The sequence below is a fragment of the Amycolatopsis sp. NPDC039088 genome (assembly GCF_055598845.1).
The window spans coordinates 38,646-63,111 of sequence record NZ_JBVKAE010000013.1; the positions used below are offsets into that span (position 1 = coordinate 38,646).

Genomic DNA, 24,466 nt, shown 5'->3' on the forward strand with positions numbered 1-24,466 from the left:
ACGGAGTGGACGTCCGTTACGAAGAGAGGGGAGAAATCGAGGAAGTCACGGGGGAGGCACCGGAGGCCTTCGCGCTCATCGAAGAATGGCAAGGTGTGCGCCTCGCCCCCGAACTCCAGCGCGCGTTCCTGCGGTTCGACGGGGTCTCCGCCCACTGGACGCTCACGAAGGGAACATCGGGCCTCAGCGGTGAGTTCTCGTTGCGTCACCTTCCCGCGGCCCTCTTCGCCACCGGCGAGACACTCGTTCACGACGACCTGCCCGCCCTCTACGAGGAGTTCCGGGTGTTCGACGAGCAGCCGAGGACCGGAGGGGGCACCCTCGCCGCACCGCGGATCCCGTCCGTGGCGTCCGAGACCATCTCACCCGAGGTCTGGTACTACGACAGTTCCGATGGGGCCGTGCGGCTGGACGTCGACTATGCCCAGTACCTGGACGCGGACGTCGATCTGAGGGAGAGCGGCCTCAAGCGTGTCGCGGACGACCTGCGGACCATGGTGGACGTTTTCCCGGAACTCTTCCCCAGTCATGATTACTCCGACCTGCGCGACCGCCTGGAGAAACGCCTGTGACCGTACACATGCGGCGCCGCGTCGGTCCGCGGTAGCGGGGAACGCGTTCAGAGGACTAAACGCAGTTGTAAGTTCTCGTCTTCACTCGCAACGCCACCGAGGCTCTCAATCTCGTCGCCAACACCCTGGCGTGGGCAGAACCACCGCTCAGGGGCGCCGCCGACGATGAGATCGTCACCACCAGAATGGAGCACCACTCCCATCTGCTTCGGCGACGGTCCTGGCGAACACGGGGTCGGCGTCGAGCAGGTCGACGGCCATGCCCGGCCAGGTCGCGCCGTGCCCGGAGAAGGCGAACGCCACCTTGCCCCGCTCGGTCGCGCGCTGCGCGGTGCCCGGCTGGGACAACCGGCGCCGTGCTTGGTCCGCTGTGCCGACGAGGACCACGCGCCGGTAGGCGTGCCTGCCACGCCGACGCCAGGCCGTATAGGCGAGGTCGGGAAAATCCGCGCGGTCACGGAGCCGTTCGTCCATAAGGGGCAGTGCGTCGGCCAGTGCGGCCTCGGTGTGACCGGACACCACGAGCGACACCATCCTGGTGTCCTGCTGGGGAATCCGCGGCACGGTGGGTGGCGTGCCGAGCACGACGTGCACGTTCGTGCCGCCGAACCCGAAGGAGTTGACGCCGACCATGCTGCCTTCGCCTGCCGGTCGCGCTTGCGGCACAGGGGTCAGCGCCAGCCGGTCGAAGTCGATCTCGGGGTTGCGCGGGCTCGCGTTCGGTGTCGGCGGGATCATCCGGTGCCGCAACACCAGGATCGCCTTGCACAGGCCCGCCATGCCCGAGGCCGGTTCGAGGTGTCCGAGGTTGGCCTTCACCGACCCGATCGGCAACGGCTCGCCTGGCATTCGACCTTCGTGCACACGGAATACTGCGAAGTTTTGGTCGCGTTGTGGCCTGTATCAGCCGCGGACGCCGCGGCTGATACAGGCTCTTGTCGTGTCGGTCCGGCATTCAGCTCGAGTTCCCGGCGGGCTGGGCCGGTTCCGTCAGAGGTGCTGGCCGTAAGGCGGGTGCGATGCGGTGATCACGGGCGCCTGTGGGTCTCCTGGTCGCGAGTGATCCCGTTTTCGTCGTCGAAATGCAGCCAGACGCGGGCCGCGCCGCCTGGGACGTCCACCAGCACGCGCATGGTGTCGGTGGCGGTGGTGCTGCACACTGTCCTGTAGTTCGCATCTCGCAAGGTGCCGCTGTTGTCGTAGCCGAACGCCCAGAGCACGCGGCAGCCGTAGGCTTTGATCGAATAGTCGATGTCGACGGACCGCTGGTGCCAGCGGATGTGGCCAAGTGCGTAGCTCGCGCCGTAGGTGAGGGGACCGAATTTGGTGCTGGGATCCGCCGCGAGCGCGGGCGGTGCCGCGGAGACGACCGTGGCGATCGCCGCGGCGGCGACTGCCGCGGCGACCTTGGCACGGTGCCCCGTGTTCGGGCGGGTGCGGAGTTTGAGCATGACGGGTATTCCCTTTCTCAGAGGACGGTCGCGCGCCGATCGGCGCACATCTTCGGTGTGAAAGGAGGTCCGGACGCAGTGCCGGACGACCCCGGGGGATCACTGCCCCTGCCGTATGTCCCGCGCGGAGATCACGCAGGTTGAGCCAGGCCCGAATTTCGCGACTTGATGATCTTCGTGGTCCCAGGATTTTTGTCGTCTCATGGGCGAGCGGCCCGGCGACGGTGGCCGCGAGAGCGACCCCGGAGTGGGTCTTGGACACGTGAAGTTCCCTCTCGATTTGATCACCGGCCGGGGCGGGTGACCGAACGAGCACCACGCTACGGAGAGCCGTCCTCTCCTCGTCCTCACGCTGTCCTCCCCGCAGGTCAACGAGCTAAGATCGTGATTCTGGGGAAGGGAGCCGATGGACTTTCACGTGCTGGGGCCATTGGAGATCTGGACGGCGCAGGGGCGGTTGGCGCTGCCGGGCACCCGGCAACAACGAGTGCTGGCAACGCTGCTGTTGACTCCGGGCGTGGTCGTGCCGATGGCGCGGTTGATCGAGTCGACGTGGGACGACGAGCCACCGGCGACCGCGACCAAACAGGTGCAGAACTGCGTGTCGGCGTTGCGAGACCGGCTGGGCGACACCGAGCAGCGGCTGATCGTCACCGACGGCCCGGGCTACCGGCTCGTCGTCACCGACGAGCAACTCGACCTGCTGCGGTTCGCGAACCACGTCACCGAGGCGCGACGGCAGGCCGAGAAGGGCGCGCTGCGTGACGGAGTGCGCGAGATCCGGGCAGCGCTGAAGTTATGGCGCGGCCCGGCGCTCGACGGGCTCGGCACCGGTGTGCTGGCCGGGCGCGCGGCGCGGCTGGAAGAGCAGCGTCTGGATGCGTTCGAGTTGTGCGTGGACTGGCAGCTCGCCTTGGGAAAGCATCGCGAGGTCATCGACGAACTGGCCGAGGTCGTAGCCGAGAACCCGTTGCGAGAACGGCCGCACGCCCAGCTCATGCTCGCCCTCGACCGCGCCGGACGGCAGGCCGACGCGCTCAAGGTGTTCCGGCAGCTGCGCGTCGGACTGGCCGAGGAGCTGGGCATCGACCCCGGCCCGGATGTTCGTGAACTGCACGAACGTATCCTCCGCGGCGAGAACCGGCCGCAGCGCGCGAAACCGGCCTCTGCCGATGGTCTGGACCGCGCGGCCGAGGAGCTCGCGGCGGCGATCGCCCGGCAGTGGACGGCCGAGGCCGAAACGCGGTCGCTGCATCGACCGAAGCCGGTGCCGCTGCGCTGGTCCAGCACCGAACGTGACGTGGCGGCCGTGGCGTCGGCGGTACTCGGTGACCGTGCCGGTGACGGCCTGGAGCGGCTGGTGCTCAGCGGTGACCTGACCGACGTGGTGGCCAAGTTCCGGCAGGTCCCGTCACGGCAACTGGTGGTGCTGGGCGAGCCCGGCGCCGGCAAGTCTGTGCTGGCCATCCTTCTCACTCTCGGCTTACTCACAGACCCACCGCCGGGCGAGCCGGTGCCGGTGTTGCTGACGCTCGCGTCGTGGAATCCGCGTCACGAGCACTTGGATGCCTGGCTGGCCCGGCGGCTGGTCGAGGAGTATCCGGGGCTGGCCAACACCGCCGTTTACGGTCCGGACGCTGGGCTGCGCCTGGTGCTCGAAGGCCGGGTCATCCCGGTGCTGGACGGGCTCGACGAGACTCCGCCGGGTCTGCACACGGCCGCGATCGACGCCCTCGACCAAGCCGTCGGCGCGGGCCGGCCGCTGGTGGTGACCTGTCGCGGGACCGAGTACGAACTCGCGGTGCGGGCGGCGGGCTCGTTCCTGGCCAGGGCCGCCGTGGTGGAGATCGAGCCGGTGGAGATCGAGGACGCCGTGGAGTTCCTGACCGCGCGTCGACGGCCCGGCGAGACGCGGTGGCAGCCGTTGGTCGAACGGCTGAGACGGGAGCCGACCGGCGTACCGGCCCAGGCGCTGCGCACGCCGTTGATGGTCGACCTGGCCCGGAGCGTCTACGCCAACCCGGCCACCGACCCCAGCGAACTCTGTGACACCGCACGATTTCCGGATCGTGCGGCGATCGAACTGCACCTGCTCGATGCGTACCTGCCATCCGTGTACGCGCGCCGCCCATCCCCGCCCGCCCGCCTCGGCCTTCCGCGCGACTACGACCCGAAACACGTCGAGCGCTGGTTGTCCTTCCTCGCCCGGCGGCTCGACCGCGAACGCACCCGCGACCTCGCCTGGTGGCGGCTGGATCAGGCGGTGCCGCGTTTCGTCGTCGGCCTCTACCTCGGCCTGCCACCCGCGTTGCTGTTCGCACTCACCGGTTTGCTCGCCGCGGACCCCGTCACTGCGGCGATCTACGGGGCCTCCGGCGCCGCCGCCGGCATCGTCACGCACAGCATCGGCCGCCGGCCAGGCCCGCAGCGGGTCGAGGCGACTTTCACCGGAATCGCCTGCCGATTCGCGCGCCGGTTCGCGGTGGGCGCGGCGACCGGGGCCTGTCTCGGCTTCGGCTGGTCACTGCCGATCGGGGTGACCGTCCTCGTCGCGGTGGTGTTCGGTCTGGCCGTCGGCGTGCACGTCTGGCTCGGCACTCCGCTGGACGCCACCCGGGTGTCCAGCCCCGGCACCGTGTTGCGTCAGGACCGCGCCGCCGCCTTGTCGTTCACGTTGGCGTTCATCGTGTCGATGGGCCTGTTCTACAGCCTCGCGCTGCGCCTCACCCAGGATGAGCCGACCGTCCAGATCTTGGAGGGCAGCTTCGACGTGGTGCTGAGCGTGGCCGGCGGCATCGCCGCCGCCCTGCTCGGCCGGTACTTCGCGCCGAAGCCGGGCACCGTCGCGTACGGCGTCGCCGGGGCGCTGATCAGCGGCCAGGTGATCCATGAGATGGCCGGTGTGGCCCAAGCGATAGCGGCCGGCGGCCTGTTCGGTCTGGCCGTCGGGCTCAGCGTCTGCCTGTCCCGGGCCTGGGGTGCGTTCGGCTGCACACGGTTGTGGCTGGCCGCTCAAGGCCATATTCCATGGGGATTCATGACTTTCCTCGACGACGCGCACCGTCGCGGCGTGCTGCGGCAGGTAGGTGCGGTGTACCAGTTCCGGCACGCCCGGTTGCAGGAGCGACTCGTCGATCATGGGCCCGTGTAGATGACCGTCCGAGGTCGTCGAGGCGTACAACAAGAAGAACTAGCTGTGGAGCGTCGGAGGCGGAGCCCCGAGGCGCACGCCCACACCCCTTGACCAGGATGTGAGAGATACCGGGTTGCGAAGCCGCTTCGGGGATCCGCGAAGCGGAACCACCGAATCTCTTGATCGCGGTGACGAGTCGAATTCGTAGCCACCCCAACGAGTCTCACGCGGGCTGATCGGCAGCTATCGTGCGGTTGTGACAGGCACTGGAGAACGGCCTCTGCTTTTCCTCGACGTCGACGGGCCGCTCATCCCGTTCGGCGCCCCGCCTGAGCAGTACCCGACCTACCGGCTCGACGTCGACTCACCCGCAGCCACCTCGAACCCGCTCCTGGCCAGGGTCGATCCTGGTCACGGGTCCCGATTGGCCGCGTTGCCCTGCGAGCTGGTCTGGGCCACGACATGGACCTCCGACGCCAACGAGTGCCTCTCGCCGCGACTTGGCCTTCCACAATTGTCGGTGATGGACTGGCCGGAGCCAGCCGACCTTGATGAGCAGGACGAGCACGACGGACTGCACTGGAAGACCCGAGCCCTCGTCAGCTGGGCAATCGAACGCACCCGCCCTGCTGCACCGCGTCGACGCCCGGCAGGGCCTCACCGACGCCGACTACACCGCCCTCGGTGAGTGGCTACGCAGAACCTGAAGGATGCTGGGCCGGTCGGGCCCGCTGCGGAACGGGTCTTGACCGGTCCTGACCGGTTTGACGAGTCGAGGCGGCTTGCCGCAGGTCGCTCGGACGAGCGTGGTCGTCTCGTTGGGTGTCAGGTCATTCTTGTGCCGAGAACGGGCGTTTCATCGAAATTTAATGAGCCGCCGATAGCGTCACCGGAGATCGAAGTCTCGTCTGTTGCAGGGATTATGCGCTGATCCCGGCAGGAGGCTCGACCGAACGCACTAATTCGTTTCGGCTATTCGATCGAATGTCTTCGTCACACACGTCACCGCTCGATCCCGCGCGCGACAGGGAATGTCGCTCTTTGCCGGGCCTGATAGCCACATTCATTGATCCAGAGGGGGTCGGGGGCATGTCTGCCTTCGCGTGGGCTCGTCCGGTTCGTCAGCACCACAAGGCAGTGATGGTGGCGTTGATCTTGGCGTTGGTGGCGATGGTGCTCCCGGGCGCGGCTCCGCCCGCCTCGGTGCGCGGGGCAGGGCAGGCATCGGGTGCGGAGGGGGCGGTGGCCGCTCCGGAGCATCCGGAGGGGACCTCGTTCGATCCGAATCTGATCAAGGACATCAAAGCGGCCGATCCGGGTGCCGGGGTGAACCTGATCGCGCCACCGTCGGCGAACAACTCCGGCGACGCGCGGATGTCGTATCCGCTCGAGGTGCCCAAGGGGCGGGCGGGTCTGGACCCGAAGCTGGCGGTGGCGTACAGCTCCGGGGGAGCGAACGGCTGGCTGGGTGTCGGGTGGGACGTCACCATGCCGACGATCACGGTCGACACCCGTTGGGGAGTACCGCGGTATGACGCGGGGTTGGAGACCGAGACCTATCTGCTGAACGGTGAGCAGCTGACGCCGGTGGCCCATCGGGGTGCGTTGCAGGCGCGGACGGCGGAGAAGGTGTTCCACGCCCGGGCGGAGAGCCGGTTCGACCGGATCGTCCGCCACGGGGACGGACCGGCGAACTACTGGTGGGAGGTCACCGACAAGGCGGGCACCCGCATGGTGTTCGGCGGGGCACCCGATACGACGCTCGCCGACAAGGCGGGCAGCATCGCCACCTGGGCGGTCCGCGAGGTCCGTGACACCAACGACAATGTCATGCGTTACCGGTATGCGAGGGTGGACGACGGCGGTACCGAGAAGTCGACGGTGCCGGGCAGCAATTTGTATCCGCGGCGGATCACCTATACCGGCCACGGTGACGTCGAGGGCAAGTACTCGGTGACGTTCCTGCGTGACCGGGACCGGGGTGAGCCTCGCCGCGGTGATGTGCAGATCGATGCCCGGGGCGGGTTCAAGAAGGTGACCGCCGATCTGCTGCGCCGGGTCGAGGTCAAGCTGGACGACCAGCTGGTGCGCGCTTACGAGCTGAACTACCGGACCGGCGCGTTCGCGAAAACGCTGCTGGCGTCGGTGTCTCAATTCGGTGAGGACAACAAGCTGTTCAACACCCATTCGTTCGATTACTTCGACGATGTCCGGGACAAGGACGGCAACTACACCGGATTCGCGAAGGCGGCAGGTTGGTCGGTCCCGGATGACGACCTGGGCGTGAACATCCGTGAAGGTGAAGCGAGTGCGATCTCGGCGAGCACCTCCGTCGGGTTCGGTGCGCACTTGTTCGCCGGTTACAACGTGCAGGGGTGGCCGGTCAAGCAGGGGGGCGTCGGGCTGAAGGTCGGGTTCAACGCCGGCCAGTCCGATGGCCTGTCGGCGCTGGTGGACGTGAACGGTGACAACCTGCCGGACAAGGTTTTCCGCAAGAACAACGACGTGTATTACCGCCCCAATCTGAGCACTCCGGGGGGTGAGCCGAAGTTCGGTGACACACCGCTGAAGTTGCGTGACCTGCCGGGTATTTCGACCGAGCGGACGTTGTCGGGCACGATCGGTGTCGAGGCGTTCGTCCTCGCTGTCGCCGCGCAGCTGGACTTCGTGGGGACCACGACCACGTCGGATCGGTTCTTCAGCGACGTCAACGGTGACGGCATCACCGATCTGGTCAACAACGGCGGCGTGTTGTTCGGCTACCTGGACGCCAACGGGCAGCCCGCCTACAGCGCGGATTCCACCCGCACCCCGGTGCCGGTCGGGGGTGGCGCGGTGACCGGCGAGATCGTCGGTGACCAGACCGCGCAGTTCAATCAGCAGGTCGACAACTCGCCGCTGCTGGACTCGGTGCGCCGGTGGGTCGCGCCGTTCGACGGCACCGTGCGCGTCGACGGCCGGGTGCAACTGACCGTGGACCCGTCGCCCGCGCGCGCCGCGTACACCAAAGCCGACGGTGTGCGGGTCACCATCCAGGCCAAGGACGCCGAACTCTGGGCGCAGCGAATCGGCCCGGACGACCACACCGAGTTCACCCCGGCCAACGTGTCGGCGATCGCGGTGAAGAAGGGCGACGCGCTCTACTTCCGTACACAGTCCATTCTGGACGGAAAGTACGACACGGTGGCGTGGGATCCGACGATCAGCTACACCGACCTGGCGGCAGGCACGGACGTGAACGGACTGGCGAACACGGTGTTCCGCGCGTCGGCGGACTTCACGCTCGGCGGCCGTTCGTCGCAGGTGATGGTGCCGGTGACCGGCACGCTGCGGCTGACCGGCGACGTGGTCAAGAGCAAGGTGACCTCGGATGACGTGACCGTGGTGATCACGAAGGGCAACGGGGTGCACGCTCCGGCGGAGGTGCTCCGCAAGGTCCTGCCCGCCGGATCGACCGGGACCACCACGATCGACATGAGTCTCCCGGTCAGCCAGTTCGAGAAGATGTCATGGCACATCAAGACCGACTCCCCGATCGACGTTTCCGCGGTGTCGTGGGTGCCGAAGGCGCACTACACGGAGGCGCTGGGGGTGGAGTCCCTGGTCGACGACAAGGGGCAGCCGACGCTGGTGATCAGCCCGCCGTTCGACGTCGACATGTACCCCGCCGACACCCTCGCGGCGCCGCAGCAGACCTACAAGGTGACCAAGACCGGGAAGCTGCGGATCCGGCCGGGCGTGAAGCTCAACTTCGGCTTTCCCGGGCCGACCAAGATCGCGTTCACGGTCAAGAAACGCGGCGGGCAGCTACTGGGCAAGCGGGTCGTCGACATCGTCAACGGACAGTACGGCTCGCCCGGCCAGGATCTGGACGTGGTCGTCCCGGTCACCGAAGGCGACGAGCTGTATCTCGACCACTCCACAACGGATCCCAACCTGTTCGGTTTGGTCGCCGAACAGTCCGCGAAGGTCACCTACGACCTCACTTCCCCATGGCCGACGTTCAGCCCGGCGCCGAGCGCGATGCACGGCTCCGCTCAGCAGGGTGCTTTCCCGCAGCCCTACCGCGGCTGGGGTGTGATCGGCTACCAGGCCAACCGCGACCGCGCCACCCAACCGATCAAGCAGGCCGAACTCGCGATCGACCAAAGCTTCAAGGACGCCCTTCCCAAGGAACCCAAGGAAGCCGACATCCCCGGGTTCACCGCGAACCCCCGGATCGCCATGCCCCGGCTCGCGATCTTCGCCGCCAACCCCGCCAAAGGCGGCTGGGCCGCGCAAGACGAATCCTCCTGGTTCACCGGCACCATGGCGACCAGTTCCCGCCTCGGCGCGGACACCATCGACATCGTCACCGACGCCGACGTCGCAGGCGACCGCACGGTGATGCGCCGTGGGGTCACCGGCCAGGTGTCCGGCACCCTGTCCGCCGGTCCGTTCGGGGGCACCGTCGTCGGTGGCATCACCGCCGGGTCGGTGGACTACGTCGACCTCAACGGTGACCGGTTCCCGGATGTGGTCGGCGCCAAGGAGATCCAGTTCACGGACATGAACGGCGCGCTCGGCTCCCGACGGGGGACGCTCGGCGGCAACGTCCGCGAAACCGACAACTTGTCCGGCAACGTGTCGTACTCCGCGGGCAGCGAGGCCGCGACACTGGCCAGCGCTCTGGGCCTGGCCGCGCCCGAAGCCGGGAGCAGCAACAACACCGCCACTTCCGGCCCGGTCCAACCGGCACTCGGGATCGGTGGCAGTCTCGGCGGCGGTGAGTCCGACACCCGGGTCGATCTCGTCGACATCAACGGCGACGGTCTACCGGACAAGGTCTTCGCCAACGGCGACGTCCAACTCAACCTCGGCTACAGCTTCGCTGCCAAGGAACCCTGGCCGGCGGGCCCGATCAACGACGCCTCCACTCGCAACCTCGGCGTCAACCTCGGTTTCAACGTCGACAACTACGGCTTCGCCGGTGGTCTCTCCGCCGAACTCGGCACCTCGTTCACCAACGCGAGCATGGTCGACATCAACGGCGACGGCCTCACCGACCGCGTCTTCACCGACGGCGCCAACCCGATCAAGGTCGCCATCAACACCGGCACCGGCTTCACCGCGCACACTCCCTTCCGCGGCAGCTTCACCGACATCGCCGTCGACAAGAACGCCACCCTCGGCGCGGGCGTCTACTTCACGTTCCCTGTCCCCACCCCCATCGGCACGTTCGTGTTCAACCCCGGCGTCAACGCCTCCACCGGTATCGGCCGTGCCGAGATCGGCCTGCGCGACGTCAACGGTGACGGGCTGGCCGATCACGTGAAATCCACCCGGGACAACGAGTTGACGGTCGCGGCCAACCAGACCGGCCGTACCAATCTGCTCCGTACGGTGACGCGGCCGATGGGCGGACGGGTCGAGCTGGACTATGCCCGTACCGGCAACTCCCAGGCGATGCCCGAGTCCCGCTGGGTCCTGTCCCGTACCACCGTCTCCGACGGCCACCCCGGCGACGGCGCCGACACCCAGCTCAGCACCTACCGCTACGAACAGGGCAAATACGACCGGCTCGAACGCGAGTTCCGCGGCTTCGGCAAGGTCGTCACCGAACAGCGCGACCCCGGCGCGGCCGACGCGCTCTACCGCTCGACCACCGACGAGTACCGCACCGACAGCCCGTACACGACCGGTTTGGTCGCCCGCGCCCTCTCCGCCGACGGTGCGGGACGGCCCTTCACCGAATCCGTCAACACCTATCAGACACGCGACGTCGCGCCGGGCAGCGTGTTCGTTGGACTGTCCCGAGTGGACAAACACTTCTACGAAGGCGCCGAGGAGCCCGGAAAATCCACCTACACCGAAATGTCGTATGACGACTTCGGCAACCTGATCCGCTCGTTCGACGCCGCCGACGAGGGCACCGCCGACGACCTCGAGACCACCTACGGTTACACCGCGTCCGACCCGGCTTGCCGGGCGCGCAACCTGGTCGGTACCGCCAACCTGCTCAAGCAGCGCGGCACCACCGGCAGCGCGGTGTCGAGGCATAGCGAATCCACAGTGGACTGCGTGACCGGTGCGGTACGGCAGGTCCGTCAATACCTCACCGACACCACCTCGGCCGACACCGACCTGGAATACTTCCCTGACGGGAACCTGAAGTCGGTCACCGAACCGGCCAACCGGACCGGTCAGCGGTATCGGCTGGACTACGGCTACGACACCGTTGTCGGCGTCCACATCGAGTCTATTGTGGACAGCTTCGGACTGCGCTCCGGTGCGACGCACAACCTCAAGTACGGACAACCCGACCGCACCACCGACCAGAACGGCCGACAGGTGCTACGCGGCTACGACAGCGTGGGCCGATTGGACACCGTCACCGGGCCGTACGAGATCGGGTCGGGCAAGGTCACGATCGACTTCGACTATCACCCCGAAGCCACCGTCCCGTACGCCACCACCCGGCACCTCGACCGCGACGCCACCGGGGTCCGCGAAGACACCATCGACACCGTCACGTTCACCGACGGTCTGAAGCGAGTCCTGCAGACGAAAAAGGATGCCACGGTCGCGAACAATCCCGGTGACACTCCCGACCAGGTCATGACCGTCTCCGGCCGGACCAAGTTCGATTTCGTCGGCCGGGCGGTGGAGCAGTATCACCCCGTGACCGAGCCCAAGGATGACGGCAACACCACGTTCAATGCCGCCTTCGACACCGTGGCGCCAACCCGGACCTCGTTCGACGTGCTCGACCGGCCGGTCAAGACGATCGCACCGGACGACGTCACGACCGCCATGGCCTATGGATTCGGACCGGACCGCGCCGGTGTCACCCGGTTCGAAACCGTCGCGACCGACGGCAACGGCAAGCAGAAGCGCGGCTACGCCGACTTGCGGGAGAAGACCACCGCGGTCAAGGAGTTCAACCCGGCCGGTGGACAGCCGGTGATCTGGACCAGCTACGCCTACGACGCGCTCGGGCAGTTCACCACCGTCGTGGACGACAAGAACAACACCACCCGCTCCGAGTACGACGCCCTCGGTCGCCGCACGGTGCTCGACAGTCCCGACGCGGGGCACACCGAGACCCACTTCGACCTGGCGGGTAACCCGACGACGAAGATCATCGCGGGCGGTAAGCAGGTCGAGTACGACTACGACCACAGTCGTCTCACCGCGGTTCGTTATCCGGCCTTTCCGGCCAACAACGTCACGTACATTCATGGTGGGCCCGGTGCGCCGGACAATGCCGCCGGGCGGATCACCGAGATCCGCGACGCTGCCGGGACCCTCACCCGTGGTTACGGCCCGTTGGGCGAGACCACCCGGGAAACCCGCACCATCAAGATCGCCGGGCAGGCGGATCGCAGCTACACCACCGGGTGGCGCTTCGACGCGTTCAACCGTGTCCTGCAGATGACGTACCCGGACGGCGAGGTCCTCCGCTACGACTACGACACCGGTGGCCAGGTCACCCGCGCCACCGGGACCAAGAACGGAGCCGACTACCTCTACCTCGGTCGCCTGGACTACGACAAGTTCGGCCAGAAGGTGCTGCAGCAGGCCGGTAACGGGGTGCGCACGACCTACACCTACGACCAGGCCGACCGCAGGCTCGCCACCCTGAAATCGAAAACACCGGGCGGCGCCGAGTTCCAGAACCTCGGCTACGCCTACGACAATGTCGGCAACATCGCCGCCCTGACCAACACCACGGCACAGAACCCGACGATCGGTGGTCCGAGCAGCCAGACCTTCGGCTACGACGACCTCTATCAGCTCACGTCCGCCAGTGGCCAGTACACGAACAAGAGCAACCAGCAGGACAAATACACCTTGGCGCTGGGTTACGACTCCATCCACAACACCACCACCAAAACCCAGCACCACGAGATCACCGGCAACTCCACCCAAGCGGTGTCGCTGAACCGCGGCGGGCCGAGCACCGCGTCACCGGTCCAGGGCGGCGGAGGGAGCCCGGCGTCGCTGGGCCCGTTGTACACCGGGCCGATCGAGGCAGCCGGGAGCTACGACTACAAGTACGACTACGGCAGCGGAAAACCCCACGCGCCGAGCAAGGTCGGCCCGATCACCCAGACCTACGACGCAAGCGGCAACCTCACCGACACCGTGAACACCGCGGCGGGCGAGACCAAACGGCGGCAGTACGTGTGGGACGAGGAGAACAGGCTCGCCTGCAACCAAGACACCACCACGGCGACAGTCCCTCAAACCCCGGCGGGTTGTCAGGACGCCACCGTCGGCTACACCTACGACGTGGCCGGTGAGCGCGTCATCAAACGAGGTGACGGCTTGTCGCTCTACCCCAATCGTGGCTACAGCGAACGTAACGGCACCGGCTTCAAGCACATCTTCGTCGGCGACAGCCGCCTCACCACGAAGACCGTCGCTGCCGGCGACCTCGAAAACGACCAGTCCTACTTCCACGCTGACCACCTCGGCTCATCCGGTTACGTCACCGACAGGCAAGGCAACGTCGCCGAACACCTCGAATACATGCCGTTCGGAGAAACCTGGGTGGAGGAACAGGCCGGCCAAAGCGCTACGCCGTACAAGTTCACGGGCAAGGAACTCGACGAAGAGACCGGCCTCTACTATCACGGTGCCCGCTACTACAACCCGAGAACACAACTCTGGGCGAGCGCGGACCCTGCCCTATCCGACTTCATGTCCGGCTCCAAGGCCGCAGGTGGTATCACCAATCCCCGCAACCTTGCCACTCACACCTATGCCCACAACAACCCCGTCAAACTCACCGACCCCACCGGTAAAAGCCCTACCGAGCACACTCGAGGAGTGGGGCCGCTCGACGACGCCACCATGGCGAGGATCGAGAGCAACTTCCAGTTGCAGACAGGGCCTGCGCATACAACCTTCCTCAGGCAGGTAGTGACCGAAAAGGAAAAAACCTTTTTCAAGGCGAACCCCGGCAAATTGCTACTGATAGACCAAATCAGGAGCGAAACCCTCAGTACCACGCGTAAGCTTTTCGGCGGTGGTGGAGGAAGCGGGGAGGACGCGACAGAGGATGGGGACGTTGGCAACGCCTTTCAGCACATATACTTAAGCGCTTTGCTGACGGTGTACTTCGATGCGGAGACGGCGCAGGAGCTAACTGACGCCCATGAGGCGTTCGAGGGTAACGCTAATAAGCGTCAGACGATGGACCTGTACAACAACTGGCTAGGCCGGGAAATCGGCAAGGGATTCGACCTCATCATGTTCGAAAAAACTCTGGGCGAAGGCCCGCAGGCCTGCTGCGACTACACGCCGCTCATCGACGCAGTCAAGTATGCGGTCGACAGCGGCCTCGCAGTCATGATGATCAACCCGAAGGACGACAACAGTTGGCTCCAGTGGACGGGCGGAGTGAAGTACTCACCCGTTACACCGTTACCACGCGGCACCCCGACCGATTAGCCGATCCTGTATGCGGTCGTAAGGTATTAGAGCCCTGAGGCTGCCTGGAACTGATGTGATTCCACCCTGCGATGGCCTGAATCGACGGAACGAAGCAAGCCCGGGACAACGCGGCAGCTGTCCCGGGGTTGCTTCGCGTTCGGTCACATTCAGTACTGACTGGCATCGACAAGCCTCAACGCCATCGCGCACCCCAGGACGGCCTTGCCGGCAGCCACGTGATCGTTACCCGCGCTCCGTCCGGCACGACCTGCTCGACGTTCCCAGCCAGATCACCGCGATCGGCGGTACCGCAGGCCTGGCGCCAGTCGGGCGCTGTCTCGCCCTTACTGCGACGATGAAACGTGGTCGTACCTATACCCACGCGACTCTGGCGCAACGACGCACTGCGATCCGGGCTGAGCGTGCTCTCGAGCATTCCGTTGCTCTGCAAGCGCACCATACGGTCCTCGTCTTCCCGGCCGATCCCGACGGCGCCGGTTCAACCTCGACCCAGCTGATCTCGCCTCCGTCCACACTGCCGCTTCGGGATCGGCCGGCTCGGCGATCCTGTCGGGTCGTGCCGGGTCGGGATGCCGAGATCGGTGCGCTCGCTGACGTCGGCGGGGTGGCGATGTGAACCAGCGAGCCGTCGGCATTATGGTCCGAGCCCGGACTCGGACCGAGACCGGAGGCAGGTCTGACGGACCGGCGGCTGTCTCCACTGTGGGCTGTCTGGCGGTGTCGAGTTTGAGCTTGACGATCGTTCCCCGGGGTAACGCGTACCTCTACGACCGGACCCGTAACGCCAATTCCAAGCTGTACGGAGTCTCGTGGCGCGTCGCTCGGACGCTCGGGTTCCAGCGTCTGATCACCTACACGAAGGACGGTGAGAGCGGCGCGAGTCTGCGCGCGGCGGGGTTCCGTCCGACCGCGGTTTTGCAACCGCGGCCCGATTGGTCCACAGTGGCGCCGGGATCCGTGTCACCTCAGGTAAGTTCGAGGTCGAGAACCTTGTCGCGACACCGGTGCAGGCACTGAGCGCGCCGATGCGGCTGTATGAGAGCGGGCTCGGGCCCACAGGGTTCGTGCTCCGGCTGCTCGACGTCTACACCGGTTCACGCTGGGGCGAGTTGGTCGGTCGACACCTCGAGTTTGGCCGAAGCTGGGGGAGTGGTTCCCGCACCTGCACGCCACTTTCCGTGACGGGCACTTGGAGACCGCTCCGAGGGCCATCGCCATTTCATCGCATTGAACGACTGAAGCCCTGCTCCTCCGAAGAGGAGCAGGGCTTCAGTCCTGCGAAAAAAAGATGGTGCGCGATACTGGGATTGAACCAGTGACCTCTTCCGTGTCAGGGAAGCGCTCTCCCGCTGAGCTAATCGCGCGAGGTGGAGACGGGATTCGAACCCGTGTACACGGCTTTGCAGGCCGTTGCCTCGCCTCTCGGCCACTCCACCGTGTCAGGCCCGAGAGGGCCTTCCGAGCGGATGACGGGATTCGAACCCGCGACCCTCACCTTGGCAAGGTGATGCGCTACCAGCTGCGCTACATCCGCACATCCTCACATCCTCGGTCGGGCTGGGAGGTCAGATCCTCGCGGTTCTGCTCCTCACCCCGTCGCCGTGGTGTGTGTAAACACTATCCGACCCCGAAAACGGCCCTGCAACCGGGGTGGCACTTGCTGTTCGCAAGCCCGTCATCAGGCCATATCGTTGGGGATGAGGTGAGTGAGGGCGTCGTCGACGTCGACCCACAGGTGCTCGTTGCCGGGCAGTACGACGTCGTAGGTCCGGTCGAGGAAGTCGGCCAGCTCCTGAGCGGACGCCTCGAACATGGCGTGCCCGGACGGCGAGTTCAGTTCGATGAGGACGGACTCGGGGTCTTCGACGGAGGGGCGGATGCGTACGTCGCCGTCGCCCGCGTCGGCCAGGAGGCCGTCCGCGAGGAGATCCCGCGCGTAGACCCACTCGACCCAACCGGCCCGGCCGGTGCGGAAGGCGGCGACTACCGCATAGGGGTCGCGTGTGTCGTATCGCAGCTCCACCTTCACCGGGACCGCGGGGGTCCGCGGCGCCAGGAGGTCGAACACCGCCGTCGAGCGGAGCGTCACGTGATCGTTGCGCATCGTCCTACCCTTCGTCTCCTTCCCGGCTCGGTCGAACCGAGTGGCGATGATGTGACGCATCGGCCGACTGATCGGAACGCGGTTTTGCCGCAGATCACCCGGACGGGGTCATCGGACCCCGGGTCCATGCTCCGTCACCCCATCATCACCCGCGCGACGCGCAGCCCTACATGCGCCCTGCAGGCAGTCCACATGTACATACTGCGCGGTTTAGTCGTCACGCGATAGCACCGTCGCACGAATGTCGAAACGCGTCGCGGGCGACCCCCTGTCCCTACAACCCCGGCTAGCTCGCGGTTGTTCGCTCCGTATTTGCTGGTGAGCGGAGTGTGGTCGGGGCGAACCACCCGTTTGCAGGCCCCCTAAAGTTGTGGGGTAGAGTCTGCCGGACACCGCGAGCGGGCGATTAGCTCAGCGGGAGAGCGCTTCGTTCACACCGAAGAGGTCACTGGTTCGATCCCAGTATCGCCCACCGGATGAAGGCCCTGGACCACTCGGTCCGGGGCCTTGTTCATTCTCGGACAGTGTCGGCGCAGAGCCGTCCGGACGCATTCGATCCCCAGGTCGGACGCGGGTTATCCGGGGACGGTACTTCTGCCGTGGCGGGGCGGTCCGGTAGCACGGACGGATTCACCTGGCGCGGCGGCGATGGCCGAAGACCGTCGCGTTCGAAGATCGGCCGCGGGTCCGGTCCGGCCGGTGTGGACATTTGACATGAGGCTTGCGTTGCGCGGTGAATGGGTGACATGAGTTCGTCGCCGAGACGATATTGTGATCCTCGGCACTGTGGACCCCTCCGACAGGTTCAGACCACCGTGGAAGTGATGCGGGGCACGGAGGAGCGACTCACCCGCACGGCTCCAGTGCCGTCGTCCCCGTGATGTTGACGTGATGTGACGAAACCCCACTCCGGTGACCGATTGACAAGGTAGGTCGTCATCCCGTGGGTACGCCGTGGGGGCGGCGATCCTCGGCGGCCGCGAGATCCACAGTGGACCGGTCGATGATCGATTCCCTCGAACCGTCCACTATGGAGTTTTCCGGGCTGTTCGGCCGTTCGGGCGCGCGGTGCTCCAAGTGGTCGCGTGAGCCGGGAATTCGTGACTACTTTGCGTAGTTGTTCGGCGGATACGGTCTATTACGCATTGTCATCACCTTGTTATCATCACGGCATTCATTTGCCGGAAGCCCGCACAGGATGTGGCTGGAAATCCTTGTAACGATGGCCGGAGAGTGGCCGATACCTTGGCGTGTGTCGCCCCATCGGCCGCTGAAGGATCTTGAGAATCGATCACTCTTCGAAATCGCTCTCATTGACTCAGCGTGTTGATCCGGCGTTCGGGAATTCCCACTCCGGGAGGTCTGATGGAAGAGTCGGTGCGGTCGTCGTCCACCGTCAACGGGACGCCGCAGCACATCGACCTCCAGTCGATCCCGCTTCCCCCGCAACGGGGTGCGGGCAGTGCCGCCGAGGTCGACAACACTTCGGCGCGGCCGCCGTACGCGGCCTGGGAATCGCGCTATCGCGCGTGGGTCATCGGTAGTGACGTTTTCACCGCCTTCGTGCTCATCGTGATGAGCGCCTTCTTGATCGATCGCTCCGATCCGCACGACATGCACGCGCTCGGTACCGCCGCCGCCTTCCTGTTCGGACTGTCGGTTTGCCGTGCCTGGAGTCCGCGTGTGCTCGGCGAAGGCGCGGAGGAGTACCGGACGCTGGGACGCGGCCTGATGACCACCGCGGTGCTCGTCGCGCTGGGCGGCCTGCTCTTCGGCGCGCTCGCCGTTCAGCCTTGGGTCTTCATCGTCGTCCCGATGATCTCGGTCGTCATGTTCCTGCAGCGGTACGCGCTGAGACAGGTGCTGCACCGGCGCAGACGGCTCGGTGAATGCCTGCTGCCGGTGCTCGCGGCCGGAAGTCCCGACACGGTCGCCGACCTCATCGCCCGCACCAAGGCCGATCCTCATGTCGGCTGGCGGGTCGAAGCCGTCTGCACCTACTCCGGTGGCGGCGCGGAGCGGGGAAGCGGCGAGGTGGAGGGGGTCCCGGTCGTCGGGAAGCTCGACGAACTGGCGGGTCACGTCCGCCGCGGCGGCTACCGCGTGGTCGCCGTGACCGCGGATCAGCACTGGAACCCCAAACGCCTGCAGCGGCTCGCCTGGGACCTCGAAGGGACTTCCGCCGAGATGGTGGTCGCCCCGATGCTGATGGAGGTGGCGGGCCCCCGGCTGAACGTCTCCGGTGTGCTCGGCATGCCGCTCCTGCGGGTCAGCGCGCCGAGTTTCACCGGCGGGCGCCGTCTGGTCAAGGAAGTGCTCGACAGGTTCGGCTCGACCCTGCTGCTCACCCTCGTTTCCCCGCTGCTGCTGGCGATCGCGGTCGCGATCAAGCTCGACGACCGCGGCCCGGTCATCTACCGCCAGCGCCGCGTCGGCCGCGACGGCCACACCTTCACCATGCTGAAGTTCCGCACGATGGTCACCGACGCCGACAAGCTCAAGCAGGGCCTCCAGGCGGACAACGAAGGCGCGGGGCCGTTGTTCAAGATGCGCAAGGACCCGCGGGTGACGCGAGTCGGCAGCCTGCTCCGGCGGTATTCGCTCGACGAACTGCCGCAGCTGTTCAACGTCGTGAGCGGGCGCATGTCCCTCGTCGGCCCCCGTCCGCCGTTGCCGGAGGAGACCGTGAAGTACGCCCCCGACGCGCGGCGGCGTCTGCTGGTGAAGCCGGGGCTGACCGGGCTCTGGCAGGTCAGCGGCCGCAGCGACCTCAGCTGGGCCGAGAGCATCCGTCTCGACCTGCGTTACGTCGAAGACTGGTCACTCGCCCTCGACCTGGTGATCCTGTGGAAGACCTTCCGCGCCGTCGTGCAGGGGAGGGGCGCCTACTGACGCCTTCCTGTGACTGGACCCACACGCAGCGATAGTTGAACGAGAAATAGTTCAGCGCTCAACTAGGTTGGGAGGGGTACAGGAAGCGTACGGAAGGAAGATCCACCCATGACCACCAGCGTTGAGTCGACCGAAGCCCTGAGCCTCCCGCAGGACGTCCAGGACCTGCTGTTCCGCGAAGCCCGCACCGCGAACAGCTTCAGCGACGAGCCGGTGACCGACGAGCAGATCCGCGCGATCTACGAGCTGGTCAAGTGGGCCCCGACGTCGATGAACAACCAGCCGCTGCGCGCGCTGGTCATCCGCACCGAAGAGGGCAAGAAGCGCCTCACGCCGCTGATGGCCGAGGGCAACCGCGCCAAGACCGAGACCGCGCCGGTGACCGTCGTGCTGGCCGCCGACACCGAGTTCCACGAGCACCTCCCGCGGACGTTCCCGCACTTCCCCGGTGCCAAGGACCTGTTCGCCGAAGAGGCGGCCCGCGTCGAGACCGCCAAGCTGAACGCACTGCTGCAGGTCGGCTACTTCATCATCGGCGTCCGCGCCGCCGGGCTGGCCGCCGGCCCGATGACCGGCTTCGACGCCGAGGGCATCGACAAGGAGTTCTTCGCGGACAAGCCGTGGAAGTCCCTCGTCGTGATCAACGTCGGCAAGCCGGGCGACAACCCGTGGTACGACCGCCTGCCGCGACTGGACTTCGACGAGGTCGTCGAGACCATCTGACGCCTTACCGCGATACGCGAAGGCCTTCTTCCGATGGGAAGGAGGCCTTCGTTGTGCTTGGGGGTAATGCGCGTGAGCCGCGTGGCGGGTGACGACTAACATCACACGAAACATCCGCTTTCATCGCGAGGAGCCCATCGTGTCCCAGCCGTCGTCAGTAGCAGCCGCAACCGCCCCGCGCGTGGTGGTACCGGCGGGCACTACGGCGGGCACCGCGGTCCGCGAAGCCGGGCTGCCGACCAAGGGGCCGGACACGATCGTCGTCGTGCGCGACGCCGAGGGCAACCTCCGCGATCTCGCCTGGGCCCCGGAGTCCGAGGTCGAGGTCGAGGCCGTCGCCGCGAACACCGAGGACGGCCGCAGCGTGATCCGCCACTCGGCCGCCCACGTGCTCGCGCAGGCCGTGCAGCAGCAGTTCCCGCAGGCCAAGCTCGGCATCGGCCCGCCGGTCAAGGACGGCTTCTACTACGACTTCGCCGTCGACACCCCGTTCACCCCGGAAGACCTGCAGGCGCTGGAAAAGCGCATGAAGCAGATCGTGAAGGGCGCGCAGCAGTTCTCCCGCCGCGTCTTCGACTCGGTCGACGAGGCCAAGAAGGAACTGGCCGACGAGCCGTTCAAACTCGAACTCGTCGACCTCAAGTCCGATGTGGACACCTCCGAGGTGATGGAGGTCGGCGGTGGCGAGCTGACCATCTACGACAACCTCGACCCGCGCACCAAGGAGCGCGTGTGGAGCGACCTCTGCCGCGGCCCGCACGTGCCGACCACCAAGTTCATCCCGGCGTTCAAGCTGACCCGCGTCGCGGCCGCGTACTGGCGTGGCGACGACAAGAACCCGCAGCTGCAGCGGATCTACGGCACCGCTTGGGAATCCGCCGAAGCGCAGGACGTCTACCTGGAGCGGCTGGCCGAAGCGGAACGCCGCGACCACCGCAAGCTCGGTGTCGAGCTCGACCTGTTCTCGTTCCCGGACGAGATCGGCTCGGGGCTGCCCGTGTTCCACCCCAAGGGCGGGATCATCCGGCAGGAGATGGAGAACTACTCCCGTCAGCGGCACGTCGAGGCGGGCTACGACTTCGTCTACTCGCCGCACATCACCAAGGGCGCGCTGTTCGAGACCTCCGGTCACCTCGACTGGTACCGCGACGGCATGTACCCGGCGATGCACCTCGACGCCGAGCACAACGAGGACGGTTCGGTCCGCAAACCCGGCCAGGACTACTACCTCAAGCCGATGAACTGCCCGTTCCACGACCTGATCTTCCGCTCGCGCGGGCGTTCCTACCGGGAACTGCCGCTGCGGATGTTCGAGTTCGGTTCCGTGTACCGCTACGAGAAGTCCGGCGTGATCCACGGACTCACCCGTGTCCGGGGCATGACGCAGGACGACGCGCACATCTTCTGCACCCTGGAGCAGGTCCCCGGTGAGCTGAAGTCCCTTTTGGACTTCGTGCTGAACCTGTTGCGCGACTACGGTCTCGACGACTTCTACCTCGAACTGTCCACTCGGAACGAAGAGAAGTACATCGGCTCCGAAGAAGTGTGGGCCGAGGCCACCGAGGTGCTGCGGACCGCGGCCGTCGAGTCCGGACTCGAACTGGTGCCGGACCCGGGTGGCGCGGCGTTCTACGGGCCGAAGATCTCCGTCCAGGCGAAGGACGCGCTGGGCCGCACCTGGCAGATGTCGACCATCCAGCTGGACTTCATGCTGCCCGAGAAGTTCGAGCTCGAGTACACCTCGGCCGACGGCAGCCGCCAGCGCCCGGTGATGATCCACCGCGCGCTGTTCGGTTCGATCGAGCGGTTCTTCGGCGTGCTGACCGAGCACTACGCCGGCGCGTTCCCGGCGTGGCTGTCGCCGGTCCAGGTGGTCGGCATCCCGATCACCGAAGACCAGGTCGAGCATCTGCGCGGGGTCGAGAAGGCGCTGCGGGCCAAGGGGGTCCGGATCAACGTCGACGCGAGCGACGACCGGATGCAGAAGAAGATCCGCACCCACACCACGCAGAAGGTGCCCTTCATGCTCTTGGCGGGCGCGAAGGACGTCGAGGCGGGCGCGGTGTCGTTCCGGTTCCGCGACGGCGGCCAGATCAACGGCGTCCCGGTGGCCGACGCGGTCGAGGCGATCGCCGGCTGGATCCAGCGTCGTGAGAACTCCTCGCCGACGGTGGCGGGCTTGGAGGCGGTCCTCCGGTGACGGGCCCCGATGGCCCGGAAGTGGTCGGACAGGACGGGGTGGGGGTCCCGGACGCGTTGCAGCGCCTGTGGACTCCGCACCGGCTCGCCTACGTGCAGGGGTCGAAGAAACCCGACGAGGGCTGTCCGTTCTGCCGTCTCCCCGAGAAGAGGGACGAGGACGCGCTGATCCTCGCGCGCGGGAAAACGGTCTACGCGGTGCTGAACCTGTACCCGTACAACCCCGGCCATCTGATGGCCGTGCCGTACCGCCATGTCGCGGACTACACGGACCTGACGGCGGAAGAGACCGTCGAGCTGGCGGAGTTCACCCAGCACGCGATGCGGGTGATCCGGGAGGTGTCCTCGGCGCACGGGTTCAACATCGGGATGAACCAGGGCGTGATCGCCGGTGCGGGCATCGCCGCGCATCTGCACCAGCACGTGGTGCCGCGGTGGGGTGGCGACGCGAACTTCATGCCGGTGATCGGCCATACGAAGGTGTTGCCGCAGCTGCTGGGGGAGACACGGAAGCTGCTGGCCGGGGCCTGGTAGGTCCGGTTTCGCCCTCACTCAGGCAAAGTCCGTGAAGGCCTCCTTCCTTACTCTCACAGCAGGGCCCGGCAAAGTCGGGGATCGTGCGGGTCGGTGCCCTCTTGGTCATGGCGCAGGCCGACGTCTATGAAGGAATTGGGACGTTCACCGTCCCAAATCCTCCACACTCGGACCCCGCAGGCATCAGCGATGCCACATCCGGACCACCAAGAACAGTGCCGACCAGCAGTTATGCGACTTTGCCGGAACCCTTACTCTCAAGGTAGGGAAGGAGGCCTTCACGGATTCGCTACGGCTTGATGTAGAGGTCCCAAGACCAGGTCGACGCCGAGCAGAAGTAGGCCGACCACCGGCCATTCTGCTGGCCGAAGTAGCCGTTGATCTGGCAGTCGCCCTCCTCCGCCCAGCTGGACTCGTAGTAGTACCTCGGGTCGACGCCCGCGCTGGCAGGTTGCGCGAACGCGATCGTTGATGCCAGCGCACCCATGACGGCGGCTGCCGCGATCTTCTTCTTCACTTGTAGAGCCCCAGTTCTCTGGTGAACACGTGCGCGCACAAATAATCATGAAACGGGCGGGCTTGTCTGCCGAACGGGGGAATTCACCAATCCGTTGGCGACTTCACCGTCATTCACGACCAACCCGGCCGACGCGTCACCGAAGTCCCCTTCGCTGGCTGGAGTACGCGAAGAGCCCCCTCCTTGCGCTAGAAGCAAGGAAGGGGCGTCTCCGTCAACCCCGAATCGCCATTCGCGATTCGCTGGGGCCGAAGCGAGGCTTCAGGAGTTGAGCGCGGCCTGAAGCTCGATGTCGATCTTGACCTTCTCGGACAGGAAGGCGTTGCCCTCCGGGCCGATGCCGAAGTCGCGGCGGTTCACCGTCGCGCTGGCCGAAACGCCGAGGGTGGTGGCGTTGTCGTTGGCCGGGTTGGTGCCGATGCCGTTGAACTCGGCCTCGAGCGCGACCGGGACGCTCTTGCCGCGCCAGGTGAGCTCGCCGTCGATGACGTAGTCGCCGCCGTCCTCGCGGATGCCGGTCGAGCGGAAGGTGATGACCGGGTGCTCGTCGACGTGGAAGAAGTCCTCGGACTTGAGGTGCGTGTCACGCCCGTCGACACCGCTGGCGACCGAGGAGGCGTCGATCTCGACGGTGACCGAGGAGTCGAGGATGTTGTCGGCTGTGACGACCTCACCGGTGAAGGCGGTGAAGTTGCCCCGGGACTTCGCCAGGCCCAGGTGCTTCACGGTGTAAGCGATGTCGGAGTGAGCGGTGTCGATCGTCCACTTGCCTGCGACGTAGCCCGGGATTTCGGTGGTGGTCATGGAAGTCGATCTCCAAAGTCTGTGGTCTGCCTGTGGTGAGCCCTCGGCTTGTTGAGCGCTCAACAAGGACTGTAGCGCAATTTGGTTGAGCGTTCA

At 66.3% G+C, this 24,466-nt stretch carries 13 protein-coding genes and 4 tRNA genes; 9 read left to right on the plus strand and 8 right to left on the minus strand.

What is annotated here, in order from left to right; translation table 11 throughout:
* Nucleotides 1–5 precede the first annotated feature (5 nt).
* Entirely contained in the window at nt 6–572 is a 567-nt protein-coding gene (locus tag ACZ7KI_RS18390) for a hypothetical protein (RefSeq protein ID WP_470274322.1), read from the plus strand.
* A gap of 174 nt (nt 573–746) precedes the next feature.
* Here the strand turns inward: ACZ7KI_RS18390 and ACZ7KI_RS18395 are convergent, their stop codons facing one another.
* Together ACZ7KI_RS18395 and ACZ7KI_RS18400 are read right to left on the minus strand one after the other, a co-directional pair.
* Complete coding sequence (locus ACZ7KI_RS18395) at nt 747–1,421, minus strand: ketoacyl-synthetase C-terminal extension domain-containing protein (RefSeq protein WP_470274323.1); 675 nt, start codon at nt 1,419–1,421, stop codon at nt 747–749.
* Nucleotides 1,422–1,600: 179 nt separating this feature from the next.
* Nucleotides 1,601–2,023 carry a hypothetical protein gene (locus tag ACZ7KI_RS18400; RefSeq protein ID WP_470274324.1) on the minus strand — a complete coding sequence of 141 codons (423 nt, stop codon included), beginning with the start codon at nt 2,021–2,023 and terminating at the stop codon, nt 1,601–1,603.
* A 406-nt stretch (nt 2,024–2,429) separates the two neighbouring features.
* Here ACZ7KI_RS18400 and ACZ7KI_RS18405 point away from each other — a divergent pair, with 406 nt between their 5' ends.
* The 3 genes from ACZ7KI_RS18405 (at nt 2,430) to ACZ7KI_RS18415 (ending at nt 15,614) form a co-directional block, all read left to right on the plus strand.
* Nucleotides 2,430–5,174 carry a BTAD domain-containing putative transcriptional regulator gene (locus ACZ7KI_RS18405; RefSeq protein WP_470274325.1) on the plus strand — a complete coding sequence of 915 codons (2,745 nt, stop codon included), beginning with the start codon at nt 2,430–2,432 and terminating at the stop codon, nt 5,172–5,174.
* A gap of 1,071 nt (nt 5,175–6,245) precedes the next feature.
* Nucleotides 6,246–14,594 (plus strand): SpvB/TcaC N-terminal domain-containing protein, encoded by an 8,349-nt coding sequence (locus ACZ7KI_RS18410; RefSeq protein WP_470274326.1) that lies wholly within the window; start codon nt 6,246–6,248, stop codon nt 14,592–14,594.
* A gap of 639 nt (nt 14,595–15,233) precedes the next feature.
* The gene (locus tag ACZ7KI_RS18415; RefSeq protein WP_470274466.1) at nt 15,234–15,614 is read left to right on the plus strand and encodes an XF1762 family protein; all 381 of its coding nucleotides are present in this window, start codon (nt 15,234–15,236) and stop codon (nt 15,612–15,614) included.
* A gap of 272 nt (nt 15,615–15,886) precedes the next feature.
* Here the strand turns inward: ACZ7KI_RS18415 and ACZ7KI_RS18420 are convergent.
* The 4 genes from ACZ7KI_RS18420 to ACZ7KI_RS18435 form a co-directional block, all read right to left on the minus strand.
* Nucleotides 15,887–15,961 (minus strand) — tRNA-Val (locus ACZ7KI_RS18420).
* 1 nt (nt 15,962) lies between these two features.
* Nucleotides 15,963–16,033: transfer RNA gene (locus tag ACZ7KI_RS18425), tRNA-Cys, on the minus strand.
* Nucleotides 16,034–16,058: 25 nt separating this feature from the next.
* A tRNA-Gly gene (locus tag ACZ7KI_RS18430) sits at nt 16,059–16,131 on the minus strand.
* A gap of 144 nt (nt 16,132–16,275) precedes the next feature.
* Nucleotides 16,276–16,701 (minus strand): SsgA family sporulation/cell division regulator, encoded by a 426-nt coding sequence (locus ACZ7KI_RS18435; protein ID WP_037307077.1) that lies wholly within the window; start codon nt 16,699–16,701, stop codon nt 16,276–16,278.
* 400 nt (nt 16,702–17,101) lie between these two features.
* Here ACZ7KI_RS18435 and ACZ7KI_RS18440 point away from each other — a divergent pair.
* The 5 genes from ACZ7KI_RS18440 to ACZ7KI_RS18460 all read left to right on the plus strand — a co-directional run bounded on the left by ACZ7KI_RS18440 (nt 17,102) and on the right by ACZ7KI_RS18460 (nt 23,049).
* A tRNA-Val gene (locus tag ACZ7KI_RS18440) sits at nt 17,102–17,173 on the plus strand.
* Between the two features lie 893 nt (nt 17,174–18,066).
* Nucleotides 18,067–19,593: a sugar transferase gene (locus tag ACZ7KI_RS18445; protein ID WP_470274327.1), complete on the plus strand. Its 1,527-nt coding sequence runs from the start codon at nt 18,067–18,069 to the stop codon at nt 19,591–19,593.
* A gap of 108 nt (nt 19,594–19,701) precedes the next feature.
* A complete protein-coding gene (locus ACZ7KI_RS18450; RefSeq protein WP_470274328.1) occupies nt 19,702–20,316 on the plus strand; it encodes a malonic semialdehyde reductase in 615 nt (204 codons plus the stop codon).
* A 139-nt stretch (nt 20,317–20,455) separates the two neighbouring features.
* Entirely contained in the window at nt 20,456–22,516 is a 2,061-nt protein-coding gene (gene thrS / locus ACZ7KI_RS18455; RefSeq protein ID WP_470274329.1) for a threonine--tRNA ligase, read from the plus strand.
* Entirely contained in the window at nt 22,513–23,049 is a 537-nt protein-coding gene (locus ACZ7KI_RS18460) for an HIT family protein (protein ID WP_470274330.1), read from the plus strand. The genes thrS and ACZ7KI_RS18460 overlap by 4 nt, the downstream gene beginning before the upstream one ends.
* Before the next feature lie 289 nt (nt 23,050–23,338).
* Here ACZ7KI_RS18460 and ACZ7KI_RS18465 read toward each other — a convergent pair whose 3' ends face one another.
* Complete coding sequence (locus ACZ7KI_RS18465; RefSeq protein ID WP_470274331.1) at nt 23,339–23,566, minus strand: hypothetical protein; 228 nt, start codon at nt 23,564–23,566, stop codon at nt 23,339–23,341.
* Nucleotides 23,567–23,827: 261 nt separating this feature from the next.
* Entirely contained in the window at nt 23,828–24,370 is a 543-nt protein-coding gene (locus ACZ7KI_RS18470) for a YceI family protein (RefSeq protein ID WP_470274332.1), read from the minus strand.
* Between the last annotated feature and the right edge of the window lie 96 nt (nt 24,371–24,466).

Excerpts from the sequence above, each read along its gene's own strand:
- ACZ7KI_RS18405 (WP_470274325.1), top strand. The coding sequence starts at position 2,430 with ATGGACTTTCACGTGCTGGGGCCATTGGAGATCTGGACGGCGCAGGGG.
- ACZ7KI_RS18445 (WP_470274327.1), top strand. The coding sequence starts at position 18,067 with ATGGAAGAGTCGGTGCGGTCGTCGTCCACCGTCAACGGGACGCCGCAG.
- ACZ7KI_RS18415 (WP_470274466.1), top strand. The coding sequence starts at position 15,234 with ATGGTCCGAGCCCGGACTCGGACCGAGACCGGAGGCAGGTCTGACGGA.
- ACZ7KI_RS18395 (WP_470274323.1), bottom strand. The coding sequence starts at position 1,421 with ATGCCAGGCGAGCCGTTGCCGATCGGGTCGGTGAAGGCCAACCTCGGA.
- ACZ7KI_RS18410 (WP_470274326.1), top strand. The coding sequence starts at position 6,246 with ATGTCTGCCTTCGCGTGGGCTCGTCCGGTTCGTCAGCACCACAAGGCA.
- ACZ7KI_RS18435 (WP_037307077.1), bottom strand. The coding sequence starts at position 16,701 with ATGCGCAACGATCACGTGACGCTCCGCTCGACGGCGGTGTTCGACCTC.
- ACZ7KI_RS18450 (WP_470274328.1), top strand. The coding sequence starts at position 19,702 with ATGACCACCAGCGTTGAGTCGACCGAAGCCCTGAGCCTCCCGCAGGAC.
- ACZ7KI_RS18400 (WP_470274324.1), bottom strand. The coding sequence starts at position 2,023 with ATGCTCAAACTCCGCACCCGCCCGAACACGGGGCACCGTGCCAAGGTC.
- ACZ7KI_RS18470 (WP_470274332.1), bottom strand. The coding sequence starts at position 24,370 with ATGACCACCACCGAAATCCCGGGCTACGTCGCAGGCAAGTGGACGATC.